Below are 21,937 nucleotides of genomic sequence, written 5' to 3' on the forward strand. Positions count from 1 at the left end.
GGAGGAACCATGTCGACCATCCACCAGGCCATCGGCCTCATCGTCCACCTCACCCGCGGCGCCCCACCCGAGCGCGATGAGCGGGGGCTGTCGCAGAGCACCGAGAACGCGATCCTGCTCGCCGGGGCGGCCGCGATCGCCATCATCATCATCACGGCCATCACCGCCTACGTGACGAAGAACCTGCCCAAGTGACATGAGCGGGCAGGCGTGCGGCAGGGGCGTGCCGTGAGGTGGGCGAGGGCGGCCGGGGCGGCCGCGCTGCTGCTCGCCGTCGTCGTCGGGGCTCCGGTGCTCCTCCTCCAGTGGGGCTCGCCCGGGGCTCTGTTGGCCGTCGACTGGGCCGTCGTCCTGTCGCGCCCTGCCGACCCGCGGCTGATCCTCGGGCTGCTCAGCGTCGTTGGCTGGGTCGCCTGGTTGGTCCTGACGCTGACGATCGCGTTCGAGGTGCTTGCGGTCGCCTCACGCCACCGGATCCGCCTCGCGCTGCCCGGCACCGCTTGGCTCCGTCCCGCGATGGGGGCGCTGGTGGCGGCGGCGCTCGCGGTGCCCACCGTCGCTCAGGCCTCGCCGCCGGAGCCCGGTCAGCCCACACCTGCACCGACGGCCACGGCAACGGCAACGGCAACGGTCCGGTCCGATGCCACAGATGGAGATGCCGGGACGCCGGCAGCGCAGCAAGCCTCCCGGCCCTACCAGGTCCGCCCGGGCGACGAGTTGTGGACCGTCGCGGAGGAGCAACTCGGCTCGGGCGAGAGGTGGAGGGAGATCGTCGCCCTCAACCCCGACATCGACGACTCCCTCAAGGTTCGCCCAGGGCAGAGCCTTCGCCTGCCGTCTGCCGTCGCCACGCCCACCGACGCAGGCGCCATGGTCGTGGTCGTGCAGCGCGGAGACTCCCTCTGGTCAATCGCCGAGCGCGTCCTCGGGGACGGCGAGAGGTGGCGGGAGATCTTCGACCTCAATCGGGATCAGATCGCCGACCCGGACGAGATCGACATCGGTTGGGCCTTGACGCTCCCGTCCGTGTCCGAGCCGGCCCAGGCGCCGCCGCGGCCGTCTTCGGCAGGGGCGCGCGGCGAGGCCGACGCCGCTGGGGTCGTCGGGAGTGCCGCGGTCCGTCCCGGGCTGCCGACGCCTCCACCGGTCCCGCCACGCGACGCGGAGCGCCCATCGGAACTCGGGGCCGAGCCGGTCGTGACCACCGAGCCCGCAGCCGAACCCATCGTGACCACCCAGCGCGGAACCGAACCCGTCCAGACCGCCGAGACCACCCAGCGCGGAGCCGAGCCGGTCGAGACCACCCAGCGCGGCGTCGACCCCGCGGTCGCACTGGGCGCGCTCGGGTCGCTGCTCGCCGTTGGGGTCCTCGGGGGCCTCGCGGCCCGGCGTCGCGCCCAACTCCATGCCCGCCCGGTTGGCCGCAGGCTCTCCCCGGTGACGCCACAGGTCTCGCGCCTGTGGGCGGCCCTCTCCCGCGAGGTAGCGCCGACACCCGCCGAGGACGGCCGAGCGCCCACCGACGTGCTCTTCGGCTGGGATGCCGAGGGTGCCGAGGTGTGGCTCGACCTTGAGCAGAACGGCGCGACGGTCCTCACCGGCGCCGAATCGGCCGGCAGTTTGGCCGCGGCGCTGACCAGCCTGAGTTCGGCCCCCTGGAGTCAGCCCGTCGATGTGGTGTGCGTCGGAGGCGACTGGCCAGAGGCGGTCGACGAGCCACGCATCGAGGAAGAGCCCGACAAGGAAGCCGCTCTGGTCCGGCTCACCAGGCTGTGCTCCGCTCGCCGAGTTGCGCTCCGCGAGCAATCCTTGGAGGCGGTCCGATCAAATGCCGACCTTGCCCCGCAGTGGGCGCCGACCGTCTTCGTCTTCGAGGCGCCGCTCAGCGCTGCGGACCTGGACCGGGTCGCGGACGCACTCGCTCTCGGGCGGGTGGGCGTCGGCGTGCTGGCCCTCACCGAGGCGGCCCCGCACATCGATGCGGCCCACCTCGACATCGGCGCGGAGTCCGGCACCTTCGCCGGCCGCGCCTTCACCCCGCAACTGATCGCCGCCCCGGCCCGCCGGGCGCTCATCGACCTGTTCCTCGCGACCGGATCGCCGTCCACCGAGCCGGCCCCTGGTGGCAGGACACCGACGACCTGCCCCCCAACGTCCTCCCGCTCCCCCGCTTCGCGGCCCACGCTCAGGAGCAACCCATGCCCGACCCGCCCGAAGACAACGACCACCCCACCCTGCTGTTGCTGGGCGAGGTTGCGCTCCGTGACCCCGCCGGGGCCACGCCCAACCGGGCGCTCTCCCAATGCATGGAGTACTGCGCCTGGCTGCTGACCCACGCGGGGGCGACCGCGTCCGAGATGGTGTCGTCCCTCCTCGTTGCCGAGACGACCCGGCGGTCGAACATGAGCAGGCTGCGGTCCTGGCTCGGCAGCGCTCCCGACGGCGACGCCTACCTGCCGGATGCCTACTCAGGCCGGATCCGACTCGATCCGAGGGTCACGTCCGACTGGGAGCGGTTCGAGGCCCTCCTCGCGGGTGGCGTAAACCTCGCGTCGACCGCGGCCATCCGCCAAGCCCTGCGACTGGTGCGCGGCGAGCCGCTCGGCCCACTGGCATTCCAGTGGCACTGGGCCGAGACGATGCGCGCCGACATGGTCGCGATGATCGTCGATGCGGCGAGCGTGCTTGCCGACCGGGCGATCGATCAGCGGGACCCCGACCTGGCGCTCTGGGCCGTGGCCCGTGGCCGCCTCGCGGCGCCGGAGGACGACGAACTGAGCGTTCGGGAAATCCACGCCCTCGCAATCGCAGGCCGGCGCTCCGATCTGGAACGCGCAGTCGTCGCTTTGAACCGCACCGTCCGGGCGACCAACAGAGACCTGCCGCAGAACCTCGCGCGCCGCGTCCAGTTGGCCATCCACCTGTCGGCTCCTAGACCCAGCGCCGAGGCCGAATGACGACGTTCCTCGCCGGTCGACCGGCATCTGCCGCGAGGCTTGGCGCCGATGACCGCCACCGCCGGACGCTCGGTCATCGGGCACAGGCGGGCGGGGCGCGCGCATGCGCCGGCGGGCGACGCCTCGCCCCTTCACCGAACCGCCGTTGGAGCTGGGAAGGCCATGAGTTCCGTCGGCGCTGGCCTATGTGTCGGCCATGGCGCGCGTCGCGGCCCGCTCGTGCGCCTTGGCGTGTGCGACCCAGCCCGCCTCGGCCGGGATGCTGCGGAGGCTCGGGGTAAGGATCGCCAACACGGCAGCCGCCAGCGTGATGACCGCAGACCCGAGTAGCGTCCATCCCCGCCCCACCAGGTTCAGCCCGAAGCCGGCGAACAGCGGCGCCAGCGGCATCGCCCCCATCGCGAAGACGGAAAGGGCCGAGGTCGCGCGCCCGATCAGGTGGGAAGGCGTCGCAACCATGAAGTAGCCGAGCAGCGCGGCGTTCAGCGCTGGGCCGCCCATGATCCCGACCGCCATCACGACGGCGACTCCCCAAGGCCCCTCGATCAGCGGCAGCAGCGCTGTCGCGACGGTGATCAGTACAAGCCCGCCGATGCCGAGCCAGCCTGCCCGGACCCGCGGCACCAGGATCGGCGCGAGCGCCGCCCCAGCAGCATGCCGACGCCGAGGCCGCCCGAGACAAGCCCGATCGTCGCGGGCGAGGACCCCGCCTGCTGCAGCGAGTAGATGATCGTGATGATCGAGGCGTTGAAGCCGAGGTTGACGAGCGTGCTGACGACGAGTGATCCCTTCAGGTCCGGGCGCGAGAACACCCATCGGAACCCGTCCGAGAGTTCGCGCAGGAAGCGAGAATCGGGCGCGCGCTCCGGGGCGACGAACGGGGCAACCCTTCGGCTCAGCACCGACGCGGACGCCGCGGCCACCGCCTGGCAGAGGATCATGGCCACACCCACGACCGGCGCGCCGATGCCGAGCAGCAGCCCTCCGAGCGGCGCCCCACCGAGGCCGATGACCGCGTCGCGGCCCTGGTTGGCGGCCTGTGCCCTGCCGAGGGCCGAGTCGGGCACGACGTCCTTCAGCGCCGCCTGGTTCGGGGCCCCGAAGAGGCCGTTGCGCACCGCGAAACCGACGTTGAGCGCGAGCAGGGTCGAGAACGTCAGCCACTGCCCCACCGTCAGCGCCGTGAACACGGCCGCCAGGAGCAGCCCGACCAGCGCCCCAAGCACCATCAGCAGCACCCGGCTGTGGCGGTCGGCCAGCACGCCGCCGACCAACGACGCGACGACCCTGACGGCCAGCCCGACACCACCGATGATGCCGGCGAGGGCCGGGTCGTCGGTGACCATCAGCGCAAGCAGTGGAATGACGAAGCCCACGAGCGCGCTGGTGAGCTCGAACGCCGTGTCGCTGACCAGCCACAGCGGATAGCCACCGCGCCACACGCTCTGCCTTGGATTCTGACTCATGCGCTCAGACTAAATCCGCAAATCTTCTTGCGCAAGTAGATTTGCGCAATTAATCCTGGGCTTCTGGATATCCTTGGGGCATGGCCACGAAGAAGTCCTTGCCAGCGCCGACCATGTCGACCGAGGTGCTGAAGGCGCTCGCCAATCCCCTGCGTCACCAGGTGTGGCGAGAGGTGTCCCGGCTGCGTTTCGCGCGGGCCGCCGACCTGGCCGACCGCCTGGAGGTCCCCGCGAACACTCTCAGCTTCCACTTGCGCGTGCTCGCCGACGCCGGCCTGATCGAGGAGGCCCCCGAGAGGGCACGCGATCGGCGCGACCGCGTCTGGAAGCCGACCTCAGGGCAACTCTCCCTGGGCTCGCCCGAAGATCCGGTCGCCGATATCGCGCTGGGCAACGCAGTGCTTGCCACGTCCGTCGCGGGGACACAGGACCAACTGGCACGCGTCGCGAAGTGGGCATCGTCCTTCGTGACCGGCGAGGACCCCGTCGAGCGAGGGACGCTCGCCGAGACTCGACTGCGACTGACGCGCGAGCGTCACCATGACCTGATCGAGGAACTCCACGAGGTGATCGCCCGCTACCGCGACGATTCGAGCGATGACGACCTGAGCTGGACCCTGACGATCCTCAGCGCCAGCGAGGAGATCTAGCACCCCCACCCGACTGGCGGGCCAATCGTCCGAGCCGACACCAACGGTGCTCGGGTCGACTCAGCCTTGAGCATGTTCGGCTGCTCGTTGCGTTCCGCGCCCTGGTTGAACGTTCAAATCACAAACGAGTTACCAAACATGCTCAACGTCAGACCCGCACCACGCTCCGGCGACCGATCGACAACCTGCTCACTGGCTCCGCGGACTCCGCAACGGGACCGGGTCCGGAACCACTCCCGTCGCGACAACGAGGTCTTGGCCCAACCGACTAGGCGGACAGGCTGGGCGTCGTCGGGTTCGACGACCTGGTATTCAGGCCTGCCTGCAACCACGTTGTCGACGATCCGGCAGGACTTCCCGCGGATCGGCACCGAACTGGTCCACCTGGTGATCGACCAGATTCGCGGCTCGTACAACTCGTCCAAGTCACGGATCATCATCCCGACGGAGTTCGTGCCTCGGGGCACGACCGCACCGCCACGCACCTAGGGCGCATCAGTCGAGGATCGTGACGATCAGGTCGGCGCGATCCTTGGTCGCGTCGACCCGGTCGGCCGTCGCCTGGTCGACCCGCAGCACCCAGTCGCGCGCGTGTTCCTCATCGTCGCCGTGGCCCAGCCTGCGGTCGAGCAGCCGACCCTGCCGAACGTCGGTCGGCAGGTCGAGGAACCACACCTCGTCGACCAGGTCCTTCACCAGTTCCCAGCCGCCGGTGGGCTGCAGCAGGTAGGTGCCCTCGGTGACGACGAGCGGCACGTCGCGCGGGACGGCGATGGCGCTGCCGATGCTCGTCTCGATCTCCCGGTCGAAGCGCGGTGCGTAGGTGATCGCCTCTTCCGCCGCCACGAGCCTGCGGAGCATGGCCAGGTAGCCGTCGACGTCGAACGTGTCGGGCGCACCCTTGTCCTCGCGGCGGCCCCGCGAGAGCAGGATCGGGTTGTCGAGGTGGAAGCCGTCCATCCCGGCGACCACCACCTGGTCGCCCAGGCCGCGTTCGATGGCCTCACAGAGGGTCGACTTGCCCGCGCCGGGTGAACCGACGATGGCCAGCACCCTGCGCCGACCAGGCACGATCATGGCTCGGACCCGCTCGACGACCTCGTCGATCGTGGCCGTGATCCGTCGTGGTGTCTGTGACAAGGCGTTGCCCCTTCCGCGTCAGCCCAAGCCTAGGGGTGGGGCTGGCCCGACATCGGGTTGGCCGGGCAGCGGGATGGGGGCGGGACGTCCACCGCGTAGCGTCAGACCCATGACATTTGACGACGTCGACCGCGACACTGGTCCTGTGCTCGACACCACCAGCCAGCCCACCGGCCCCTCGCGCCGCACGAGGCGCGGTGTGATGGGCCGACTGGCCGCCGACACCGGCTACGTGCTGCTGACCCTGCCCCTCGCCGTGGCGGCGTTCGTCACCGTGTTCACGCTCATCGCCGTCGGCATCTCCACGGTCATCGTGTGGGTTGGACTCCCGATCATGGTCGCGGGCTTGTTCGCCGCCCGCGGCTTCGCGACGGCCGAGCGCCAGCGCCTCAACAAGCTCAACGGGACCCCGATCCCGCGGGGAGCGTATCCGCCAGCGCCCGGCGACACAGGGGCCCTCGCCACCAGGTTGTGGCCCCTTCGGCAGGCGCAATACTGGCTCGACGCGTTGTGGACCATCGTCGGCTTCGTCACCGGACTTCTCGCGTGGTGCGTCTCGGTCGTCTGGTACGCCGCGGTCCTCGGCGGCCTCACCTACTGGATGTGGCAGGGCTTCCTCCCTGAAGGCAACCAAGGCTTGGCCGAACTGCTCGGCATCGGCGGCCGCCTCGGCGACACCATCATCAACACCGCCTTCGGCCTCATCGCGCTCGTCACCCTTCCATGGGTGATTCGGGGCGCCGCATGGGTTCACGCGGCTCCGGCCGACCTCCTCCTGAACTCGCAGGCCTCCCTCCGGCAGGAGATCGACACCGAGCGAGCCACCCGGCTCGCGCACCAGGACGCCGAGGCGACCGCCCTGCGCCGATTCGAGCGCGACATTCACGACGGCCCGCAACAGCGACTGGTCAGGCTGAGCATGGATCTCGGACGGGCGAGGAAGCAGTTGGCCGACGATCCCGAGAGGGCGGCGGCGACCATCGACTCCGCGCTTCAGCAGGCCCGCGATACCGTGGACGAACTGCGCTCGCTGACCCGCGGGATCGCTCCTCCGCTGCTCGTGGACCGCGGGCTGCGGGTCGCGCTCGACGAGGTGGTCAACCGGGCGCCGGTCCCCGTCATGCTGGACTTCGACGTCGAGTCGCCGCTTTCGCCCGCCGTCGAGACCGCCATCTACTTCACGGTCTCCGAGGCCCTGACCAACGTCGCGAAGCATTCGCTCGCGCACCGCGCCGAAGTGACGGTCGTCGAGCGCGACGCCGTGCGCCTCGACGTGACCGTCAGCGACGACGGGATGGGCGGGGCGCACGAGGCGAAGGGCAGTGGTCTCCGCGGGCTCCGTTCGCGCGTCGAGGGCGTCGGGGGCATCTTCGATGTCGATTCCCCGACCGGCGGGCCGACAACCCTGACCGCCTCGTTGCCGCTCCTGTGAGCTCGGATACCCTGACGGCAGCCAACCGGAGGAGCGCCATGCGGATCGTGATCGCGGACGACTCGGCCCTGCTGCGCGAGGGTCTGGTCGCCATCCTCACCGAGGCCGGGCACGAGGTGGTTGCCGCCGTCGCCGACGGCCCAGCGCTCGTGACCGCGGCGCTCGAGCACCGCCCCGACGTGTGTGTGGTCGACGTGCGGATGCCGCCGTCGCACACCGATGAGGGGCTGCGGGCCGCCGTCGAGGTCCGTCGCACCTGGCCGGAGGCTGCGCTGATGGTGCTGAGCCAGTACGTGGAGGTGTCCTATTTCGACGATCTGGCCGCCTCGGGCGACGGTGGTCTCGGCTACCTGTTGAAGGACCGGGTCAGCGAGATCGACGACTTTCTCACGGCCCTCGCGACCGTGGCGTCCGGGGGCAGCATCCTGGACCCGCTGGTGGTGCGGCAGTTGATGGGACGCCGCAGTGACCCGATCGCGACGCTCACCCCGCGCGAACGCGAGGTCCTCGCGTCGATGGCAGAGGGCCACACCAACGCGCGGATCGCCGAGTCGCTGGTGGTGACGGAGGGAGCAGTCGAGAAGCACACACAGCGGATCTTCGCGAAGCTCGGCCTGGCGCCCGACGACGGCGCGCACCGTCGGGTCACCGCTGTGGTGTCCTACCTGCGTGCCCGCTGACGAGGCCTCGAGCAGTTCCGTAGGTCGTTGCGGAGAGTTGCCGTCTTGAACGATCCAGGGCCGAACGATCACCGGATGCTGCTCAACGCCCGACCCGGCCGCGCGCCCGCCGATCGACGGCGCCGGTCGCCGAATCAGGCAGCGAGCAGTTCGTCCTCGTGGATCTCGTCCCTCGACGGCGCCGCGACGCGCTTGCTGCGGTAGCTCTGCAGGCGCAGCGAGTTCTGGACGACCAGCACGCTCGACAGCGACATCGCGGCCGCCGCGATCAGCGGGTTCAACAGGCCGGCCGCCGCGATCGGGACCGCTGCCATGTTGTAGGCGAAGGCCCAGATCAGGTTGGTCTTGATGGTCTTCAGCGTCTTGCGAGACAGCCCGACGGCGTCGGCGATCGCGATCAGGTCGTCGCGCACGATGATGATGTCGGCGGCCCGCAGTGCGATGTCGGTGCCGCTGACCACGCCGAGCCCCAGGTCGGCGGTGGCGAGCGCGATCGAGTCGTTGATGCCGTCGCCGACCATGGCGACGAACTCGCCCTTGGCCTGCAGACCCTCGACGACGGCCGCCTTCTCCTGCGGCAGCACCTCGGCGATCACCTCGTCCAGGCCGAGTTCGGCGCCGATCCGTTCGCCCGCCTGACGCGAGTCGCCGGTCAGCAGCACCGTCCTCAGCCCCTGCGCCTTCAGCGCCTGGATCGCCTGCACCGCGTCCGGCTTGATGGTGTCGCTCAGCGCGAGGGAGCCGACGAGCACGCCGTCGAGCGACACGAGGGAGACGCTGTCGCCACGATCACGGGCGAGACCGACGGCCTCGACCAGCGCCGCCGGGGCCTCGATCCCCCGCTCGCGGAACAGTTGCGGGTTGCCGATGACGACCTCGGCGCCGTCGACCGACGCCGAGGCGCCGAGCCCAGGCAGCGTGGCGAAGCCCTCGGCGTCCAGGCGTGGCAGCCTGCGTTCGACGGCGTCGCGCTCGATGGCCCGGGCGATCGCGTGCTCCGAGCCGCGCTCGACCGCGGCGGCCAGCGCGACGAGACGGTCCTCGTCGATGCCGACGGCGACGACCTCGGCCACGCTCATCGACCCGGTGGTCAGGGTGCCCGTCTTGTCGAGCACGACGGTGGTGATCTGCCCGGAGGCCTCCAACGCGTCGTGGCCCTTGATGAGGACGCCGAGGCTCGCGCCGCGGCCGATGCCGACCATCAGCGCCGTCGGGGTGGCGAGGCCGAGCGCGCAGGGGCAGGCGATGATCAGCACGGCGATGCCGATGCCGTAGGCCTGCTGCAGGGGCGCGCCGGCGATGATCCAGCCGACGGTGGTGAGCACGGCGAGCGCGATGATCGTCGGCACGAACCAGGTGATCACCCGGTCGACCAGGCGCTGCACCTGCGACTTGCGGGCCTGCGCGTCCTCGGTGAGGGCCGCCATCTGCGACAACTGGGTGTGCGCGCCGACAGCGGTGGCGCTCACCTCCAGGCGGGCATCGGTGCTGATGGTGCCGCCGGTCACCTCGCTGCCAGCCGCGACGGGCACGGGGACGGGCTCTCCAGTCAGCATGGACGCGTCGACGGCGGCCGACCCACCGACGACGACGCCGTCGGTGGCGATCGTCTCGCCCGGCAGCACGACGAACGTGTCGCCGACGTTGAGCGCGGTGACGGGGACGATCTCCTCGACGCCGTCGCGAATCACGCGGACCTCCGTCGCCGCGAGCGCGTGCAGCGCGCCGAGCACGTCGCTGGCCTTCCGCCGCGACCGTGCCTCGAAGTAGCGGCCCGCGAGTTGGAAGGTCGTCATGCCTGCCGCGACGTCGAGGTAGACGGAGTTGGCCCCCTCGGGGGTCGCCCCGAAGCCGAGCCAGAAGCCGTGGTCGCTCGCCTGCCCGAGCCCGAACAGCAGGGTCGCGACGGCCCAACCGAAGGAGGCGACGATGCCGAGCGAGACGAGGGTGTCCATGCTGACGGAGCCGTGCCTGAGGTTGCGCAGCGTCGCCTTGTGGAAGGGCCACGCGCACCAGGTGACGATGGGAAGCGCGAGCAGCAGGCAGACGATCTCCCAGCCGGGGAAGCGCCACTGTGGCGACAGCGCGAGCACGATGGTGATGTCCATCAGCGGGATCGCGAGCGCGGCGGCCGTGATGAGGCGGCGGCGCAGCGACGTGATGTGCATCTCGGTGGCGCGCTTCGACCAGACGTCGTCGTCGCCCTGGCGCTGGTGCGCTCCGTAGCCTGCCTTCTCGACCTCGGCGATGGCCGCGGTGACGTCGTCGATGCCGGTGATGGTCGCCCGGTTGGTGGCGTAGTTGACGGTGGCGCTCACGCCGTCGAGCTTGCGGAGCTTCTTCTCGATCCGGTTGGCGCACGCGGCGCAGGTCATGCCGCTGATCTCGAGTTCGATCAGCCGGGAACCCGTGTCGGTGTGGGTCACTTCTCCCCCTCACGACGAGTCGGCGTCGCGGAGCGCTCGGCCAGCCGCTGCAACATCTCGTTGTACTCCTCGTACTCGTTGTCGCGTCCGGTGTCCATGTGGCGGTCGGCGCGGGCCGCCTCCTTGGAATCCTGGCGCGCCCACTGGATGCCGAGCGCGACGACGACGAGCAGCGACGGGATCTCGCCGCCCGCCCAGGCGACGCCGCCGCCCAGTTCCTGCGCCGCTGGGAGGTCGGCCCACGGCATCCCGAGGTAGTAGTAGTACCGCTCGGCGATGATCGAGCGTCCGTTCATCAGGATCACGCCGAAGAAGGCGTGGAACGGCATCGCGGCCATCGCCAGACCGAGCTTGGCGATGTGCGGAAGCGGCTTGGGACCGCGGTCGACGCCGATGATCAGCGAGTAGTAGACGTAGCCCACCAGCAGGAAGTGGGCGTTCATCAACTGGTGGCCCCAGTGGTAGGTCATCAGGTGCTCGAACAGCCCGGTGAAGTACAGCGCGTAGTACGACGAGATGAACAGCGTGAACGCGACGATCGGGTTGTACAGCCACTTCGCGACGCGCCACTGCAGCGCCCAACTGACCCAGTCGTGCATGCTCGCGACGGGGCCGCCCGCCTTGCTCGCACGCAGCAGCAGGGTGAGGACGCCGCCCAGCGACAGCAGGACCGGCGCAAGCATGCTGAGGCTCATGTGCACGATCATGTGGATGCCGAAGTGGGGGGCCGAGTACAGGCCGAGGCCGGAACTCGTGACGTAGATGACCACGACCCAGCCGAGGATCCAGGAGAGGGTGCGGGTCCACGGCCACGGCGTGCCACGGCGGCGCAGCGCGGCGAGCGCGACAAGGTAGAAGACGATCCCGGCGACGCCCAGCGCGACGAAGAGCATGTTGGGTCGGCCCGAGGTGAGCACCTTGACCAGCGTCGGGGCGTCGGGGGTGTCGTAGCCGAGGAAGACCTGAGCAGGGCTGGTCGGCACGAAGTACTGCGGCGGAAGCACCCGGAGCATCGCGACGGTGATGGCGACCCAGCCGAAGATGCCGAGCGACCCGAGCGCGAGCAGCGGCGCCTCGACGGAACGGAAGCGACGACGCCTGCGGGCGACGATGATGCCGAGCGCCGCGGCGCAGACGAGGGCGAGCCCCGCCCAGCGCCAGACCATCAGCCAACCCGTCAGGGTTGAGAGCAGCGGGCTGCCCGCAAGCTTGAACCAGGTGAGGATCGCCTCGGCGAGGACCATCACGGGCAGCGCGACCACGGCCATCCGGATCCAGCGTCGCCAGGTGACGGTGGCGACCTCGTCGCCGAACAGCACGCGCAGCGCGATCACGAGCAGGACCCCGAGGGTCGGGTAGCCGATGAGCGCCTGGACGGTGGCCGCGTCGCCTCCGAAGTCGTGGTCGGGGCCGACCAGCACCTGCCCGACGGCGATCGGCGTCAGGACGGAGAGGCCAGCGCCCCACAGTCCGATCAGCAGCGTGGTCCAGCACGACGCGACGCGCGCCGTCAACGCCACGAGTGCGGCGCCGGCGAAGCGGAGCACCGACGGCCAGAAGTTCGAGACGGACGCGACCAGGTAGTCGGCCATGCCCGGCTGGGCGAGTTGGGCAAGCGACATGCCGCTGGTGTCGAGGGCGTTGAGGAAGACGAGCACGAAGGTGCTGAGCGCCCAGGTGCCTGCGGACCAGCGCAGGATCGTGCGGTCGAGGCCAGCAGGCAGCGGGAAGGCCTTGCGTCCGGGCAACGGGCGCAGGAACAGCACGCTCACGAGCGCGCCGACCGCGACGACCGAGGAAAGCTCGGCGACCGCCTGGAACGCCGTGGTTGCGGCGGAGATCCCGACGCCCGGGTAGTTGCGGATCAGAAGGTCGTAGGGCTCCGTGCCGACGTACAGCGCGACCATGATCGGGACGATGAGCGCGAGGGTCACCCCCACCGCGCCTGCGGCCTGTAAGGGCAGGTGTCCTGCGGATCTGCTCGTGGTTTTCATCGCCTCGTCAACACCCTCCATCGCCGCGTTACTCTACAGGATGTCTTGTTATTGACCGGATCTGTCTGTTACGTTCTCTACAGCTTGTAGAGAAAGGGAGTTCGTGGTCTCGAACCCGGTGTGGCAGTGGATCTTCACGATCGTCTTTGCCGCCATCACGGTATCGCTCGCGGCCCAACTCCTCGCCGGTCGCCGCCGCCCGCTACTGACCATCGGCAACGCCTTCCATCTGTTGATGGCCGTGGTGATGCTCGCGATGGTGTGGCCGTGGTGGCGGGCCATCCCTTGGCTGCCCCAACTCGTCGTCTTCGCGATCGCAACCCTCTGGTTCCTTGCCGTCTGGCTCGGCCAGTTGCTCGGCCGATTCGAGCCGGACCAGTTGGGCGGCCACCCGGCCTGGCACCAACTGGTGCACGCGCTGATGATGGGGTCGATGACGTGGATGGTGGCCGTGATGCCGCCCATGCCGCACGGGGCCGGCCACGCCCACTCCATGAGCACTCTCGGGATCGTGGCGGGCGTCGTCCTGACCGCCCTGCTGCTGATCACCGCCGTCTTGTTGGCGGTCGACGCTGCCCCCCAGGTGCGTCGACACTGTCGCTCCAACCATCTCGTCGACACCGTGACCATGGTCGCGATGCTGGCGGGCATGGCCGCGATGTGCTGGCTGATGGTCGCCTGACCACCTCTCACCCAGGAGACATCCATGAAGCATCGATATTCCGCCCTTGCCGCCCTGTTCGGCGCCGCCGCCCTGACGCTCGGGTCGGCGGCCGTCGCCCACGCTCACGTGACGGCATCGTCCGACTCCGCGGTCGCGGGCGGCTACACCGTCGTCACCCTCGCGGTCCCGCACGGGTGCGACGGCTCGGCGACGACCGCCGTGGCCATCCAGGTCCCCGAGGGCATCAACTCGGTCACCCCGACCCGCAACGCGCTCTACACCGTCGAGAAGGTGATGGAGCAGCTTCCGACCCCCATCACGGACGCGCACGGCAACGAACTGACCGAGCGGGTCGCCCAGGTCGTCTACACCGCAACCACCCCGTTGCCCGACGGGCAGCGCGACGCCTTCGAACTGTCCATGCAACTGCCCGCGGACGCGGGCGACACGACGCTCTACTTCCCCACGGTGCAGACCTGCGAACAGGGCGAGTCGGCGTGGGTCGAGCTCCCCGCCGATGGCCAGGATCCGCACGACCTGGACCTGCCCGCCCCCGCGCTGGCCGTCGCGCCGGCCGTCGATACGCATGGCCACGACCACGCGACGCCTACCGCTTCCCCGTCCGCACACGACGAGCACGCCTCCGAAGGGGGTCACGACTCGCACGTGGCCGAGGCGGGTTCGTCGAACGCGGTGGGGATCGCGGCGCTGGTCGTCGGCTCGCTCGGCCTCCTCGCCGGGCTCGTGGCCCTGATCAGGGTGCGGCCGCGCGCATGAGCCGCGCCGGGACCCGCTCCCGGATGGCCGCTCTGGTCGGCCTGTTCGCGCTCGTGCTTGCGCTGCTCGCCCCGGCCTCACCCGCCGCCGCCCACGCGGACCTCGAGTCGAGCGACCCGGCCGACGGGGCGGTCCTCGCCGCCTCCCCGGCCGTCATTAAGTTGGTCTTCAGCGAGGCCGTGACCCCCGTCCCCGGCGCCTTCCGGCTCTTCGGCTCGGCGGGCGAACTCCCCCAACCCGACGCGACCGCCACCGGCGCGACGGTGTCGGTTCGCCCCGCGGGCGACGCGACGGGGCGCCTGCTCCTGGCGTACCGGGTGATCTCCGGCGACGGGCACCCGGTATCCGGGACGCTGTCGTTCACGGTCGGCACTGACACCGGCGGGGCACCCGTCGGGCCCCAGGCGTCCGCGGACGACCCCGCGGTCGGCTGGCTGACGGGGGCGCTGACGTCGGCCCAGTACGCCGGCCTGCTGCTTGGCGTCGGCCTGCTGATCTTCGGCGGTTGGGTGGCGCGGACGCCGGTGCTGCCCGCGCGGCGCGGGCGGCCTGGCTGCTCGCCGTCGCGGCGTCTGCGGCGCTGGTCCCGCTCGCCGCGCTGCGCGGCGCGGGGCTTGGCCTCGGCGATCCGGGCTGGGTCGCGTCCGTCCAGCCGGGCACGCTGCTCGCGCTCGGGTTGGTCGTCGTCGCGGGCCCCGCGTGGTGGCTGCGCGGCCCGTTCGCCCCCGTCCTGGCGCTGGTGGCGCTCGCCGCGCCCGTGCTGGTGGGGCACACGCTGACGGCCACCCCGTCGTGGCTGATGCTGACCGGCGACGCGGTCCATCTGGCCGCGGCCGCCTTCTGGCTCGGCGGGCTCGTCGGGCTGGTCGCGGTGACCGTCCCGGGGCGGGTCCCGGCGGGTGACGCGGCCCGCGTGGTCGCACGCTTCTCAGGCGGCGCGCTGGTCTCGGTCGCGGCCCTGGCCGCATCCGGGGTCGCGATGGCCGCGCTGGTGCTGCCCGAACCATCGGCCCTTGTCGACGGCGGTTATGGCAGGACGCTGCTACTGAAGGTCGGCGTCGTCGTCGCGGCGGTCGTGCTTGCGGCGTGGAACCGGTTCGCCCTGGTGCCAGCCCTCCGGCGGGCACCAGACCGGGAGGCTTGGCCGCGGCTGCGGCGGATGTTGGCCAAGGAGGCCGCGCTCGTCGTCACGGTCGCCGTGATCACGGGATTCTTCACGCAGTTGGACCCGCACGACGCGCACCACCACGTCCAGGCACCGGTGACGATCTCGGCCGATTCGCAGGGCCTGCGGGTCGACGGCGAGGCATCGGAGCGGGGTCAGGCGCTGGACCTGAGCTTCGGGCTCGCCTACCGCGGTAGCGCGGTGACCGACGGGGAGGTCGCCGTCCAAGCACGGCTTCCCGAACAGTCACTCGGCCCGATCCGCGCGGAGGCGCGATTCGAGGACGGGCGTTGGGTGGCGTCGCTTCCGCTGCCGGTCGAAGGCGCCTGGCAGGTGCAGTTCACGGCGCGGGTGTCGCGGTTCGAGAGCCCGATCGCCCTTGTCACGGTCGACGTGGCGGGGAGCTAGACCCGCACCGCCGTGGGCAGCGCTGCGCCGTCGGGGCGCTGCGGCGCGATGGCGCGCAGGCGTTCGGCGCGGGCGAGGAAGCCCGCCTCGCCGCTCGCCTCGGCCAACCTCTCCAGCGCGACGGTGAGTTGCGCGGAGCCAGCCTGGCGTGCGGCGACGTCGTCGGCGACCAACTCGACGAGCATCAGGGTGGCCTTCCTGAGCGAGCGGCCCGCTGGCACGAAGCCGGGCAGGCAGGCCTCGTTCAGTTCGGCGAGCCGCACCAGCAGGCCGTGCCTGCCGCGCAGGTGCGCGTACTCGTGGGCAAGCACGGCGTGGAGTTGGGCCGTGGTGAGCGCCCGCTCCAGGGCGGAGGAGACCAGGATCTCCGCGGGTCGCCCCGGGACGGCGACCGCGACGGGGTCGTCGGACTCGAAACGCACCAGGGTGAAGGCGCCGCGATCCTCTCGTGAGGTCGCGACCGGGGTCAGCCGACGCAGGTTCTCCCGGTAGGAGTCGACGAGCGGGTCGGAGGCACCTGTCGCCAGGGCGATGACCCCGGCGGTCACCACGACGGCGCCCCAGGCCACCAGGGACGCGGCGAACGAGCCAGTCGTCGTCGACGCGTCGACCGCCACGACGATGCTCGCGACGAACGCCGAGCAGGCGAGCAGCACGCCGAGGACGAAGGCCGAGAACCACAGCCCTAGCGCGAGCGCCGGCCGGAACACCTGCCATCGGCCGCCCGCGAGCAGCAGGGGCGCACCGAACGCGAGGGTCAGTGCGCCGAGCAGCAGGACGAGGGGAAGCAGCATCGTCACTTCCGCTTGGTCGCCAGGGCATCGCGCAGGAACGCAACGTCGGCGTCGTCGAGGTTGCCCGCGAAGCGCAGCAGCACCGCGCGCCGGTCATCGACACCCTCGAGCACGCCGAGCATCGCCTCGGTCGCGTGCTCCTCGACGGAGTGGACGGCCGCGAAGCGGACCTTGCGGGGGACAACACCTCGCGCTCGACCAGGCCCTTCACCCGAAGTCGTTCGAGGATCGTCAGGAGCGTGGTGTTGGCGGGGCGAGGCTCGGCGAACCGCGCCTGGATCTCCCGCGCACCGACGGGGCCGTCAAAGCAGCGAAGGACGCGCAGCACCTCCGCCTCGAGTTCGCCCGGCTCCCGGGACCGTTGACCTGCCACCGGCCACCTCCTCTGCGGGAATGCTACTCGACGCAGTGCTACATCGCGTAGAGATCCAGCGACCGGCTCCCGTCCGGCACGGACCGGCGGCCGGGTGGCGGTGCCGGTCGCCGTCGCACCTGGGTGCCCACGCCGTCAGACCCTGGTCCCAACCTGTCGATCATCGTCCGAAATCTATTGATTACCGATAGATACCTGTCGATACTCGTGTCATGAACAGAGCCGTGGTCATCCTCGTCCAGATCTGCACGATCTTCGTCGCCTCCTTCTGCATCTTCTTCCAGGTCGTGGTGATCCCTCAAGCCGTCACGGCGGAGGCGGCGCTCGATCCCGTGATCGCGCAGGTCGAGGGCCGCCTGATCGTGATGGGCATCCTCGGGTTGGTGTGCGTCCAGGTCGTCCTGATCGCGACGGCGGTGCTCGCCCAGATGAGCCTCGGCGAGGGGATCTTCTCCCGTCGCGCGTTCGCATGGGTCGACCTGGTGATCGCCGCCTGCCTCGCGGCGTCGGCGCTGTGCGTCGGGTTCCTGATCTCGACGGCGTGGTTGCCCGCCCTGCCTCCCAGCGCAGACGGCGCGGGCGACATGACGGACGTGTCGCTGCTGCTCTTCTGCCTGGCGGGCGCGGCCACCGCCCTCGGCTTTGCGATGGTGGTCTTCGTGATGCGCGGGCTGCTGCGTCGGGCCGTCACCCTGCACGAAGAACTGGCGGAGGTGGTCTGAGTGGCGATCATCGTGAACCTGGACGTCCTCCTGGCGGAACGTCGAATGTCTGTCGGCGACTTTGCCGCAGCCATCGGCCTCTCCCCCGCCAACGTCGCCGTGCTCAAGAACGGTCGCGCGAAGGCCGTGCGCTTCAGCACCCTCGACGCGATCTGCCGGGTGCTTGGCTGCACCCCGGGAGACGTGATGACCTGGGTGCCGGGCGACCCCGACGGTGACCCGGTGGAATGACTGCCGCCCCGTCGATGCCCCGTCGACCCCGGGCGGCAGGCACGGGCGAACCGGACTAGCCTCGGTGCATGCGACGGTTCAGCGACGACATCATCCAGCTCGATCGCGGGCGCCTACGCCCACTTGCGGAGCGGGATCTGGCCGACATCACGGCGGCCTGCAACGACGATGCGATCCGCGCCTGGCTCCCGATCCCGGTCCCCTACAGCGAGGACGACGCGCGGGCCTTCGCCCTCGACCACGCCCCGAAGCAGCTCAAGAGCGGTGCCGGGATCGAGCGCGCCATCGAGTCGGAGGGTCGGCTCTGCGGCGTGATCGGCCTCAACACGACCGACTGGTCGGTCGGCGTCACCGAGGCCGGCTACTGGCTGGCACCGTGGGGGCGAGGGAAGGGGCTCATGACGACGGCCCTGATGGCGATGACCGACTACGCCTTTCGACAGGGGCTGCAGCGCGTCGAGGTGCACGTGGCGACGGGCAACCTGGCCTCGCTCGGGGTCGCGCTGCGAGCCGGCTATCGCATCGACGGAACGCTCCGACGCAAGGGTCGCACGCACGGAGGGCTCGTCGATCTGTTGGCGTTGAGCCGACTGAACGACGATCCGCCACTCTGACACCCGAGCTCGCGCGAGGGAACCCGGTGACCGCCGCCCGATGCACGTCGGATCCAGCCCCGCGGCGCGCTCGACCTGTCTGCGTCGCGCTTTGATGTGGTCCCGAACGCGCGCCGCCAGGCATCGACGGCCATCGTCCGGGCGTCGCGCGTGCGTCAACCGCCGGGCAACGAATCGCGTGACACTGACGGAGGAGGCCGCGAGCCGCTGCCGGGAGCGCCGAGGTCCGGGCGTCAACTGACCTTTCGCGGCACCCGACCCACCAGCTTCAGGACTGCACACATCGCCTTGTGGGCACCGTCCGCGGCCGGGTCAAACATCAGCGGGCACCCTCCGTCGATCACCACGACCCCGTGCTCGCGCCCGAACGTGACGGCGTCGTCATCGACGCTGCCACCGTCGATGGATCGATGCAGCCAGACCTTGGTGACGTCCAACTCAACCGCCTCGCGCATGGTGCCCATGGCGTGCCGCGGAGCGGTGCCGATGACGACGGCCTCGACCCCGCCAGGCACCGATCTCAGGTCGGGGTAGGCGGGCCTGCCGCCGATCTCCGTGGTCATCGGGTTGATCGCGACCGCGTCGTAGCCGCGTTCCATCAGCCGGTCGTAGACCACGTTCGCGCCGTGGCTGCCTGGCGTCCGGGAGACCCCGGTCACCGCGATCCGCCGGCATGCCAGGAAGTCGGCGGCAGCGTCCTTGATGTTCATACGCCCATGGTGCGCCTGCCTGATCCTCGGCTCGGAGCCGGGTCGGCGCAAGCGCCCCACCCCTCACGGACAAGCCACGATGCCTCCGCAAACCCCGGCCCGCCCACGTCCGACGCGTCGACGTCATCGAAGGATGCGAACCGGTGCGTCTCGCCCGCAACGACACCGACTCAAGGGTGCCGCTGGGCCGGTCCTTGCACATGTCTACAAGGCGCACCTCTGGGGGTCACCAGAGACGCGGAACGGCCGCCCCGCGGTGTGGCGATCGCGGGGCGGCCGTTGGCCCATGTCAGTCGGTCAGCGCGCCTCGGCGGCGTGCTTGGCGATGATGTAGCCGTAGACAAGGCCCTGGCTGATCGTCGCCCCCGCACCGGGGTAGCTGTGCCCGAACACGTTTGCGGCCGCGTTGCCCTGGGCGTATAGGCCCTCGACCGGCTCGCCGGACTCCTTGACCGCGCGACCGTGTTCGTCGGTCATCACGCCGCCGCAGGTGCCGAGGTCAGAGACGACCATCTTGACCGCGTACAACTGGCCCGACAGGGGGCGGAGGTTCGGGTTGGGGGTCTGGGTCGGGTCGCCGTAGTAGCGGTCGTAGGCGCTGTTGCCGCGCTGGAAGTCCTCGTCAACGCCGGCGCCGGCGATCAGGTTGAACCGCGCCATCGTCTCGCTCAGCGCGGCCGGGTCGAGGCCGATGGCGGAGGCCAGTTCGGCGGGGGTCGTCGCCTTGGCGGCGATCCCCGCGTCGTACCACGCCTGTGGCAGGGGCTGGCGGGGAAGATCCCGCCGGCGAAGACGTAGGAGTTGCGGTACTGCTGGTCGAAGATGAGCCAGATCTCCTTGACGGGGTCGCCTGCCTTCTCCCGCTCCAGGACCTTCTGGCCGAAGCTCATGTAGTCGATGGACTCGTTGATGAACCGCTTGCCGGTGTGGTCGACGATCAGCGAGCCGGGCAGCGAGCGCTCGGCGAGCATGACGGCGGGCGCCATGCCTTCCTTGACGGGCGCGACCGCCGGGAACCACCACGCCTGGTCGAGGTTGGCCAACTCGGCACCGAGTCCCTCGGCCATCGCGAGCGTGTCACCAGTGTTGCCCTCGGAACCGAGGCTGAGGTTCTTGGTGATCTTCTCCGACTGGTAGCGGTGCCGCAGGTCCAGGTTGTGGTCGAAGCCACCTGCCGCAAGCACGACGCCCTTGCGGGCCGTGACGGTGACGTCACGGCCGCCCTGCTCGACGATCGCGCCGGTCACCGCTCCGTTGCCGTCGGTGACCAGTTCCTTGAGCGACGCCTCCGTCCAGACGGGGATGCCCGCGTTGCGAACGCCCGCGTACATGCCGCCCGCGATCGCCTGGCCGCCAGCGGAGTACTCGCGCTTGATGGCGAGGCCGCCCATGCCCTGGATGACGCGGCGGATGATCTTGGGAATGGACTTCAGCGGCGTGCGCATCATCAGGTTCATCCACTTGTAGTCGGCGCCGGTCACCGGCATCGGCACAGGCGCGGACATCGTCGCGGGGCGGAACCGCGCGCGGTCCTCGCCCAACTTGCGCAGGTCGAACGGCTTGGGCTCGCAACTGCGACCCGCCGCGTCGCCGCCGGGACGCTCGGGGTGGTAGTCGGAGTAGCCCTCGGCCCAGAAGAAGGTCAGCGGGGTGGTGCGCTCGAGCATCTTGACGGTCTCGTCGCCGTGCTTCATGAACGCCGTCCAGCGGGGCTCCGGAGAGGTGTCGCCCACGACGTCGCCGATGTAGGTGAGGCCGCGCTCGTGCGTGTCGATGCCGCCGTCGCGCAGCAGCACGGGGTTGGCGGGGATCCAGTACGCGCCGCCGGAACGTGCCGTCGATCCGCCGACGTACTTCGTCTTCTCGACGACCAACACGTTCAGGCCGCGCTCCTTCGCGGCCAGCGCGGTCGCGAGGCCGGTGCCTGAGCCGACGACCAGGAGGTCGACGGTGCAGTCCTTCGCGGGAACCGGAGGGGGAACAGTCTCGGCCATGGTGAAGCTCCTTTGCTGTGGCAATTCGGGCGGGACGACCGCCTTTGTCCAAATACTAGCCGCACGGCAAGTTTTCTGAAAGGGTGGGGTGGCACTAACCGGGGAGACCGGCCACACTGCTGTGGAACAGGAGGCACACATGGGACGCGCAGCCGCGGGAGTTGGACGCGAACGGGTGCTGGAGGCAGCGCTCGAACTGTTCGCCGAGCATGGTGTCGCGGGGACCTCGCTCCAGATGATCGCCGGACGGCTCGGCATCACGAAGGCCGCGATCTACCACCACTTCCCCGTCAAGGATCAGATCGTCGTCGAGGTGCTGAGCGAGGGTTTGGCGCAGTTGGACGATGCCGTCGCCGCGTCGTCGGCCGCCGCCACGCCGGACGAACGCGCCTGGCTGATCGTCATGGGCTTGGCCGACATCATGGTCGACCATCGACAGCGCTACTCGATCATGATGAACGACCCGACGGTCGGGCCGATCCTCGCTGCGGACCCGCACACCGCCGCCACCTTCGTCCAGATGGAGTCGGCGCTGCTGGGCCCGGATCCGACGGCGGGGCGGCGACTCGCGGTCGCCTACTTCCTGGCCGCCTGCAACGCTCCGGCGCAGCCGGCCCTTCGGGAGGAGGCGTCGATCGGGGCAGACGTCATCCACTCGAGCATCCTCAGCCTCGGCGCCCACCTCCTCGGCATCGATCCACGCATCGCTCGCCAGCCCGGCGCCGAGTGATGGCGACGCC

24 protein-coding genes and 1 pseudogene are annotated in these 21,937 nt (G+C 70.4%); 15 read left to right on the forward strand and 10 right to left on the reverse strand.

Going from position 1 to position 21,937, the window contains the following annotated elements:
• Positions 1–9: 9 nt before the first annotated feature.
• The 3 genes from BW730_RS13050 (at position 10) to BW730_RS13060 (ending at position 2,957) form a co-directional block, all read left to right on the forward strand.
• The gene (locus BW730_RS13050) at positions 10–195 is read left to right on the forward strand and encodes a hypothetical protein (protein WP_077686632.1); all 186 of its coding nucleotides are present in this window, start codon (positions 10–12) and stop codon (positions 193–195) included.
• 33 nt (positions 196–228) lie between these two features.
• Positions 229–2,331 carry a LysM peptidoglycan-binding domain-containing protein gene (locus BW730_RS13055; RefSeq protein WP_145952860.1) on the forward strand — a complete coding sequence of 701 codons (2,103 nt, stop codon included), beginning with the start codon at positions 229–231 and terminating at the stop codon, positions 2,329–2,331.
• Between the two features lie 71 nt (positions 2,332–2,402).
• Positions 2,403–2,957, forward strand: coding sequence for a bacterial transcriptional activator domain-containing protein (locus tag BW730_RS13060; protein WP_145952861.1), 555 nt, complete (start codon positions 2,403–2,405; stop codon positions 2,955–2,957).
• A 183-nt stretch (positions 2,958–3,140) separates the two neighbouring features.
• Here the strand turns inward: BW730_RS13060 and BW730_RS18210 are convergent, their stop codons facing one another.
• Positions 3,141–3,581, reverse strand: coding sequence for an MFS transporter (locus BW730_RS18210; RefSeq protein WP_145952862.1), 441 nt, complete (start codon positions 3,579–3,581; stop codon positions 3,141–3,143).
• Positions 3,533–4,423, reverse strand: a complete 891-nt coding sequence (locus BW730_RS13065) for an MFS transporter (RefSeq protein WP_145952863.1) — start codon at positions 4,421–4,423, stop codon at positions 3,533–3,535. Before BW730_RS13065 ends, BW730_RS18210 begins: the two co-directional genes overlap by 49 nt.
• Before the next feature lie 80 nt (positions 4,424–4,503).
• Between BW730_RS13065 and BW730_RS13070 the strand changes: the two genes are divergently transcribed.
• Together BW730_RS13070 and BW730_RS18635 are read left to right on the forward strand one after the other, a co-directional pair.
• The gene (locus BW730_RS13070) at positions 4,504–5,073 is read left to right on the forward strand and encodes a winged helix-turn-helix domain-containing protein (protein ID WP_077686635.1); all 570 of its coding nucleotides are present in this window, start codon (positions 4,504–4,506) and stop codon (positions 5,071–5,073) included.
• 333 nt (positions 5,074–5,406) lie between these two features.
• Complete coding sequence (locus BW730_RS18635) at positions 5,407–5,562, forward strand: substrate-binding domain-containing protein (protein ID WP_158522665.1); 156 nt, start codon at positions 5,407–5,409, stop codon at positions 5,560–5,562.
• 6 nt (positions 5,563–5,568) lie between these two features.
• Here the strand turns inward: BW730_RS18635 and BW730_RS13075 are convergent, their stop codons facing one another.
• Positions 5,569–6,213 (reverse strand): nucleoside/nucleotide kinase family protein, encoded by a 645-nt coding sequence (locus tag BW730_RS13075; RefSeq protein WP_077686636.1) that lies wholly within the window; start codon positions 6,211–6,213, stop codon positions 5,569–5,571.
• Between the two features lie 109 nt (positions 6,214–6,322).
• Here BW730_RS13075 and BW730_RS13080 point away from each other — a divergent pair, with 109 nt between their 5' ends.
• Together BW730_RS13080 and BW730_RS13085 are read left to right on the forward strand one after the other, a co-directional pair.
• Positions 6,323–7,645, forward strand: a complete 1,323-nt coding sequence (locus tag BW730_RS13080) for a sensor histidine kinase (RefSeq protein WP_077686637.1) — start codon at positions 6,323–6,325, stop codon at positions 7,643–7,645.
• Positions 7,646–7,683: 38 nt separating this feature from the next.
• Positions 7,684–8,325, forward strand: coding sequence for a response regulator (locus BW730_RS13085; protein ID WP_077686638.1), 642 nt, complete (start codon positions 7,684–7,686; stop codon positions 8,323–8,325).
• 134 nt (positions 8,326–8,459) lie between these two features.
• Here BW730_RS13085 and BW730_RS13090 read toward each other — a convergent pair whose 3' ends face one another.
• Together BW730_RS13090 and BW730_RS13095 are read right to left on the reverse strand one after the other, a co-directional pair.
• Entirely contained in the window at positions 8,460–10,700 is a 2,241-nt protein-coding gene (locus BW730_RS13090) for a heavy metal translocating P-type ATPase (RefSeq protein WP_077687660.1), read from the reverse strand.
• 47 nt (positions 10,701–10,747) lie between these two features.
• Positions 10,748–12,685 (reverse strand): cytochrome c oxidase assembly protein, encoded by a 1,938-nt coding sequence (locus tag BW730_RS13095; RefSeq protein WP_193432342.1) that lies wholly within the window; start codon positions 12,683–12,685, stop codon positions 10,748–10,750.
• A 163-nt stretch (positions 12,686–12,848) separates the two neighbouring features.
• Here BW730_RS13095 and BW730_RS13100 point away from each other — a divergent pair, with 163 nt between their 5' ends.
• The 4 genes from BW730_RS13100 to BW730_RS13115 are packed head-to-tail and all read left to right on the forward strand — an operon-like array spanning position 12,849 to position 15,759.
• The gene (locus BW730_RS13100) at positions 12,849–13,427 is read left to right on the forward strand and encodes a DUF5134 domain-containing protein (protein WP_077686639.1); all 579 of its coding nucleotides are present in this window, start codon (positions 12,849–12,851) and stop codon (positions 13,425–13,427) included.
• 24 nt (positions 13,428–13,451) lie between these two features.
• Positions 13,452–14,186, forward strand: a complete 735-nt coding sequence (locus BW730_RS13105) for a YcnI family protein (RefSeq protein ID WP_077686640.1) — start codon at positions 13,452–13,454, stop codon at positions 14,184–14,186.
• Positions 14,183–14,965 (forward strand): copper resistance CopC family protein, encoded by a 783-nt coding sequence (locus tag BW730_RS13110; protein ID WP_077686641.1) that lies wholly within the window; start codon positions 14,183–14,185, stop codon positions 14,963–14,965. The genes BW730_RS13105 and BW730_RS13110 overlap by 4 nt, the downstream gene beginning before the upstream one ends.
• The gene (locus tag BW730_RS13115; RefSeq protein WP_077686642.1) at positions 14,863–15,759 is read left to right on the forward strand and encodes a copper resistance D family protein; all 897 of its coding nucleotides are present in this window, start codon (positions 14,863–14,865) and stop codon (positions 15,757–15,759) included. Before BW730_RS13110 ends, BW730_RS13115 begins: the two co-directional genes overlap by 103 nt.
• Here BW730_RS13115 and BW730_RS13120 read toward each other — a convergent pair.
• Positions 15,756–16,553, reverse strand: a complete 798-nt coding sequence (locus tag BW730_RS13120; RefSeq protein WP_077686643.1) for a M56 family metallopeptidase — start codon at positions 16,551–16,553, stop codon at positions 15,756–15,758. The genes BW730_RS13115 and BW730_RS13120 overlap by 4 nt on opposite strands.
• Positions 16,554–16,800: 247 nt before the next feature.
• Positions 16,801–16,926 (reverse strand): annotated as a pseudogene (locus tag BW730_RS20385) (hypothetical protein); the annotation flags it as partial.
• Between the two features lie 212 nt (positions 16,927–17,138).
• On the opposite strand from BW730_RS20385, the gene BW730_RS13130 reads away from it, so the two are divergent.
• From BW730_RS13130 to BW730_RS13140, 3 genes are all read left to right on the forward strand, one after another.
• The gene (locus tag BW730_RS13130) at positions 17,139–17,648 is read left to right on the forward strand and encodes a DUF2975 domain-containing protein (RefSeq protein WP_077686644.1); all 510 of its coding nucleotides are present in this window, start codon (positions 17,139–17,141) and stop codon (positions 17,646–17,648) included.
• On the forward strand, positions 17,649–17,879 hold the full coding sequence (locus tag BW730_RS13135; RefSeq protein ID WP_077686645.1) for a helix-turn-helix domain-containing protein: 231 nt from the start codon (positions 17,649–17,651) through the stop codon (positions 17,877–17,879).
• Positions 17,880–17,947: 68 nt separating this feature from the next.
• Positions 17,948–18,493 carry a GNAT family N-acetyltransferase gene (locus BW730_RS13140; RefSeq protein WP_077686646.1) on the forward strand — a complete coding sequence of 182 codons (546 nt, stop codon included), beginning with the start codon at positions 17,948–17,950 and terminating at the stop codon, positions 18,491–18,493.
• A gap of 233 nt (positions 18,494–18,726) precedes the next feature.
• On the opposite strand, the gene BW730_RS13145 is transcribed toward BW730_RS13140, so the two are convergent.
• The 3 genes from BW730_RS13145 to BW730_RS13150 all read right to left on the reverse strand — a co-directional run bounded on the left by BW730_RS13145 (position 18,727) and on the right by BW730_RS13150 (position 21,197).
• Positions 18,727–19,203 (reverse strand): CoA-binding protein, encoded by a 477-nt coding sequence (locus BW730_RS13145; protein ID WP_077686647.1) that lies wholly within the window; start codon positions 19,201–19,203, stop codon positions 18,727–18,729.
• A 297-nt stretch (positions 19,204–19,500) separates the two neighbouring features.
• Positions 19,501–19,863, reverse strand: coding sequence for an FAD-binding protein (locus tag BW730_RS19445; protein ID WP_418082017.1), 363 nt, complete (start codon positions 19,861–19,863; stop codon positions 19,501–19,503).
• An 8-nt stretch (positions 19,864–19,871) separates the two neighbouring features.
• A complete protein-coding gene (locus BW730_RS13150; RefSeq protein ID WP_226996807.1) occupies positions 19,872–21,197 on the reverse strand; it encodes an FAD-dependent oxidoreductase in 1,326 nt (441 codons plus the stop codon).
• 139 nt (positions 21,198–21,336) lie between these two features.
• On the opposite strand from BW730_RS13150, the gene BW730_RS19450 reads away from it, so the two are divergent.
• Positions 21,337–21,927, forward strand: a complete 591-nt coding sequence (locus BW730_RS19450) for a TetR/AcrR family transcriptional regulator (protein WP_077686648.1) — start codon at positions 21,337–21,339, stop codon at positions 21,925–21,927.
• The last annotated feature ends 10 nt before the right edge of the window (positions 21,928–21,937 follow it).

The sequence above is a fragment of the Tessaracoccus aquimaris genome, assembly GCF_001997345.1.
Classification (GTDB): domain Bacteria; phylum Actinomycetota; class Actinomycetes; order Propionibacteriales; family Propionibacteriaceae; genus Arachnia; species Arachnia aquimaris.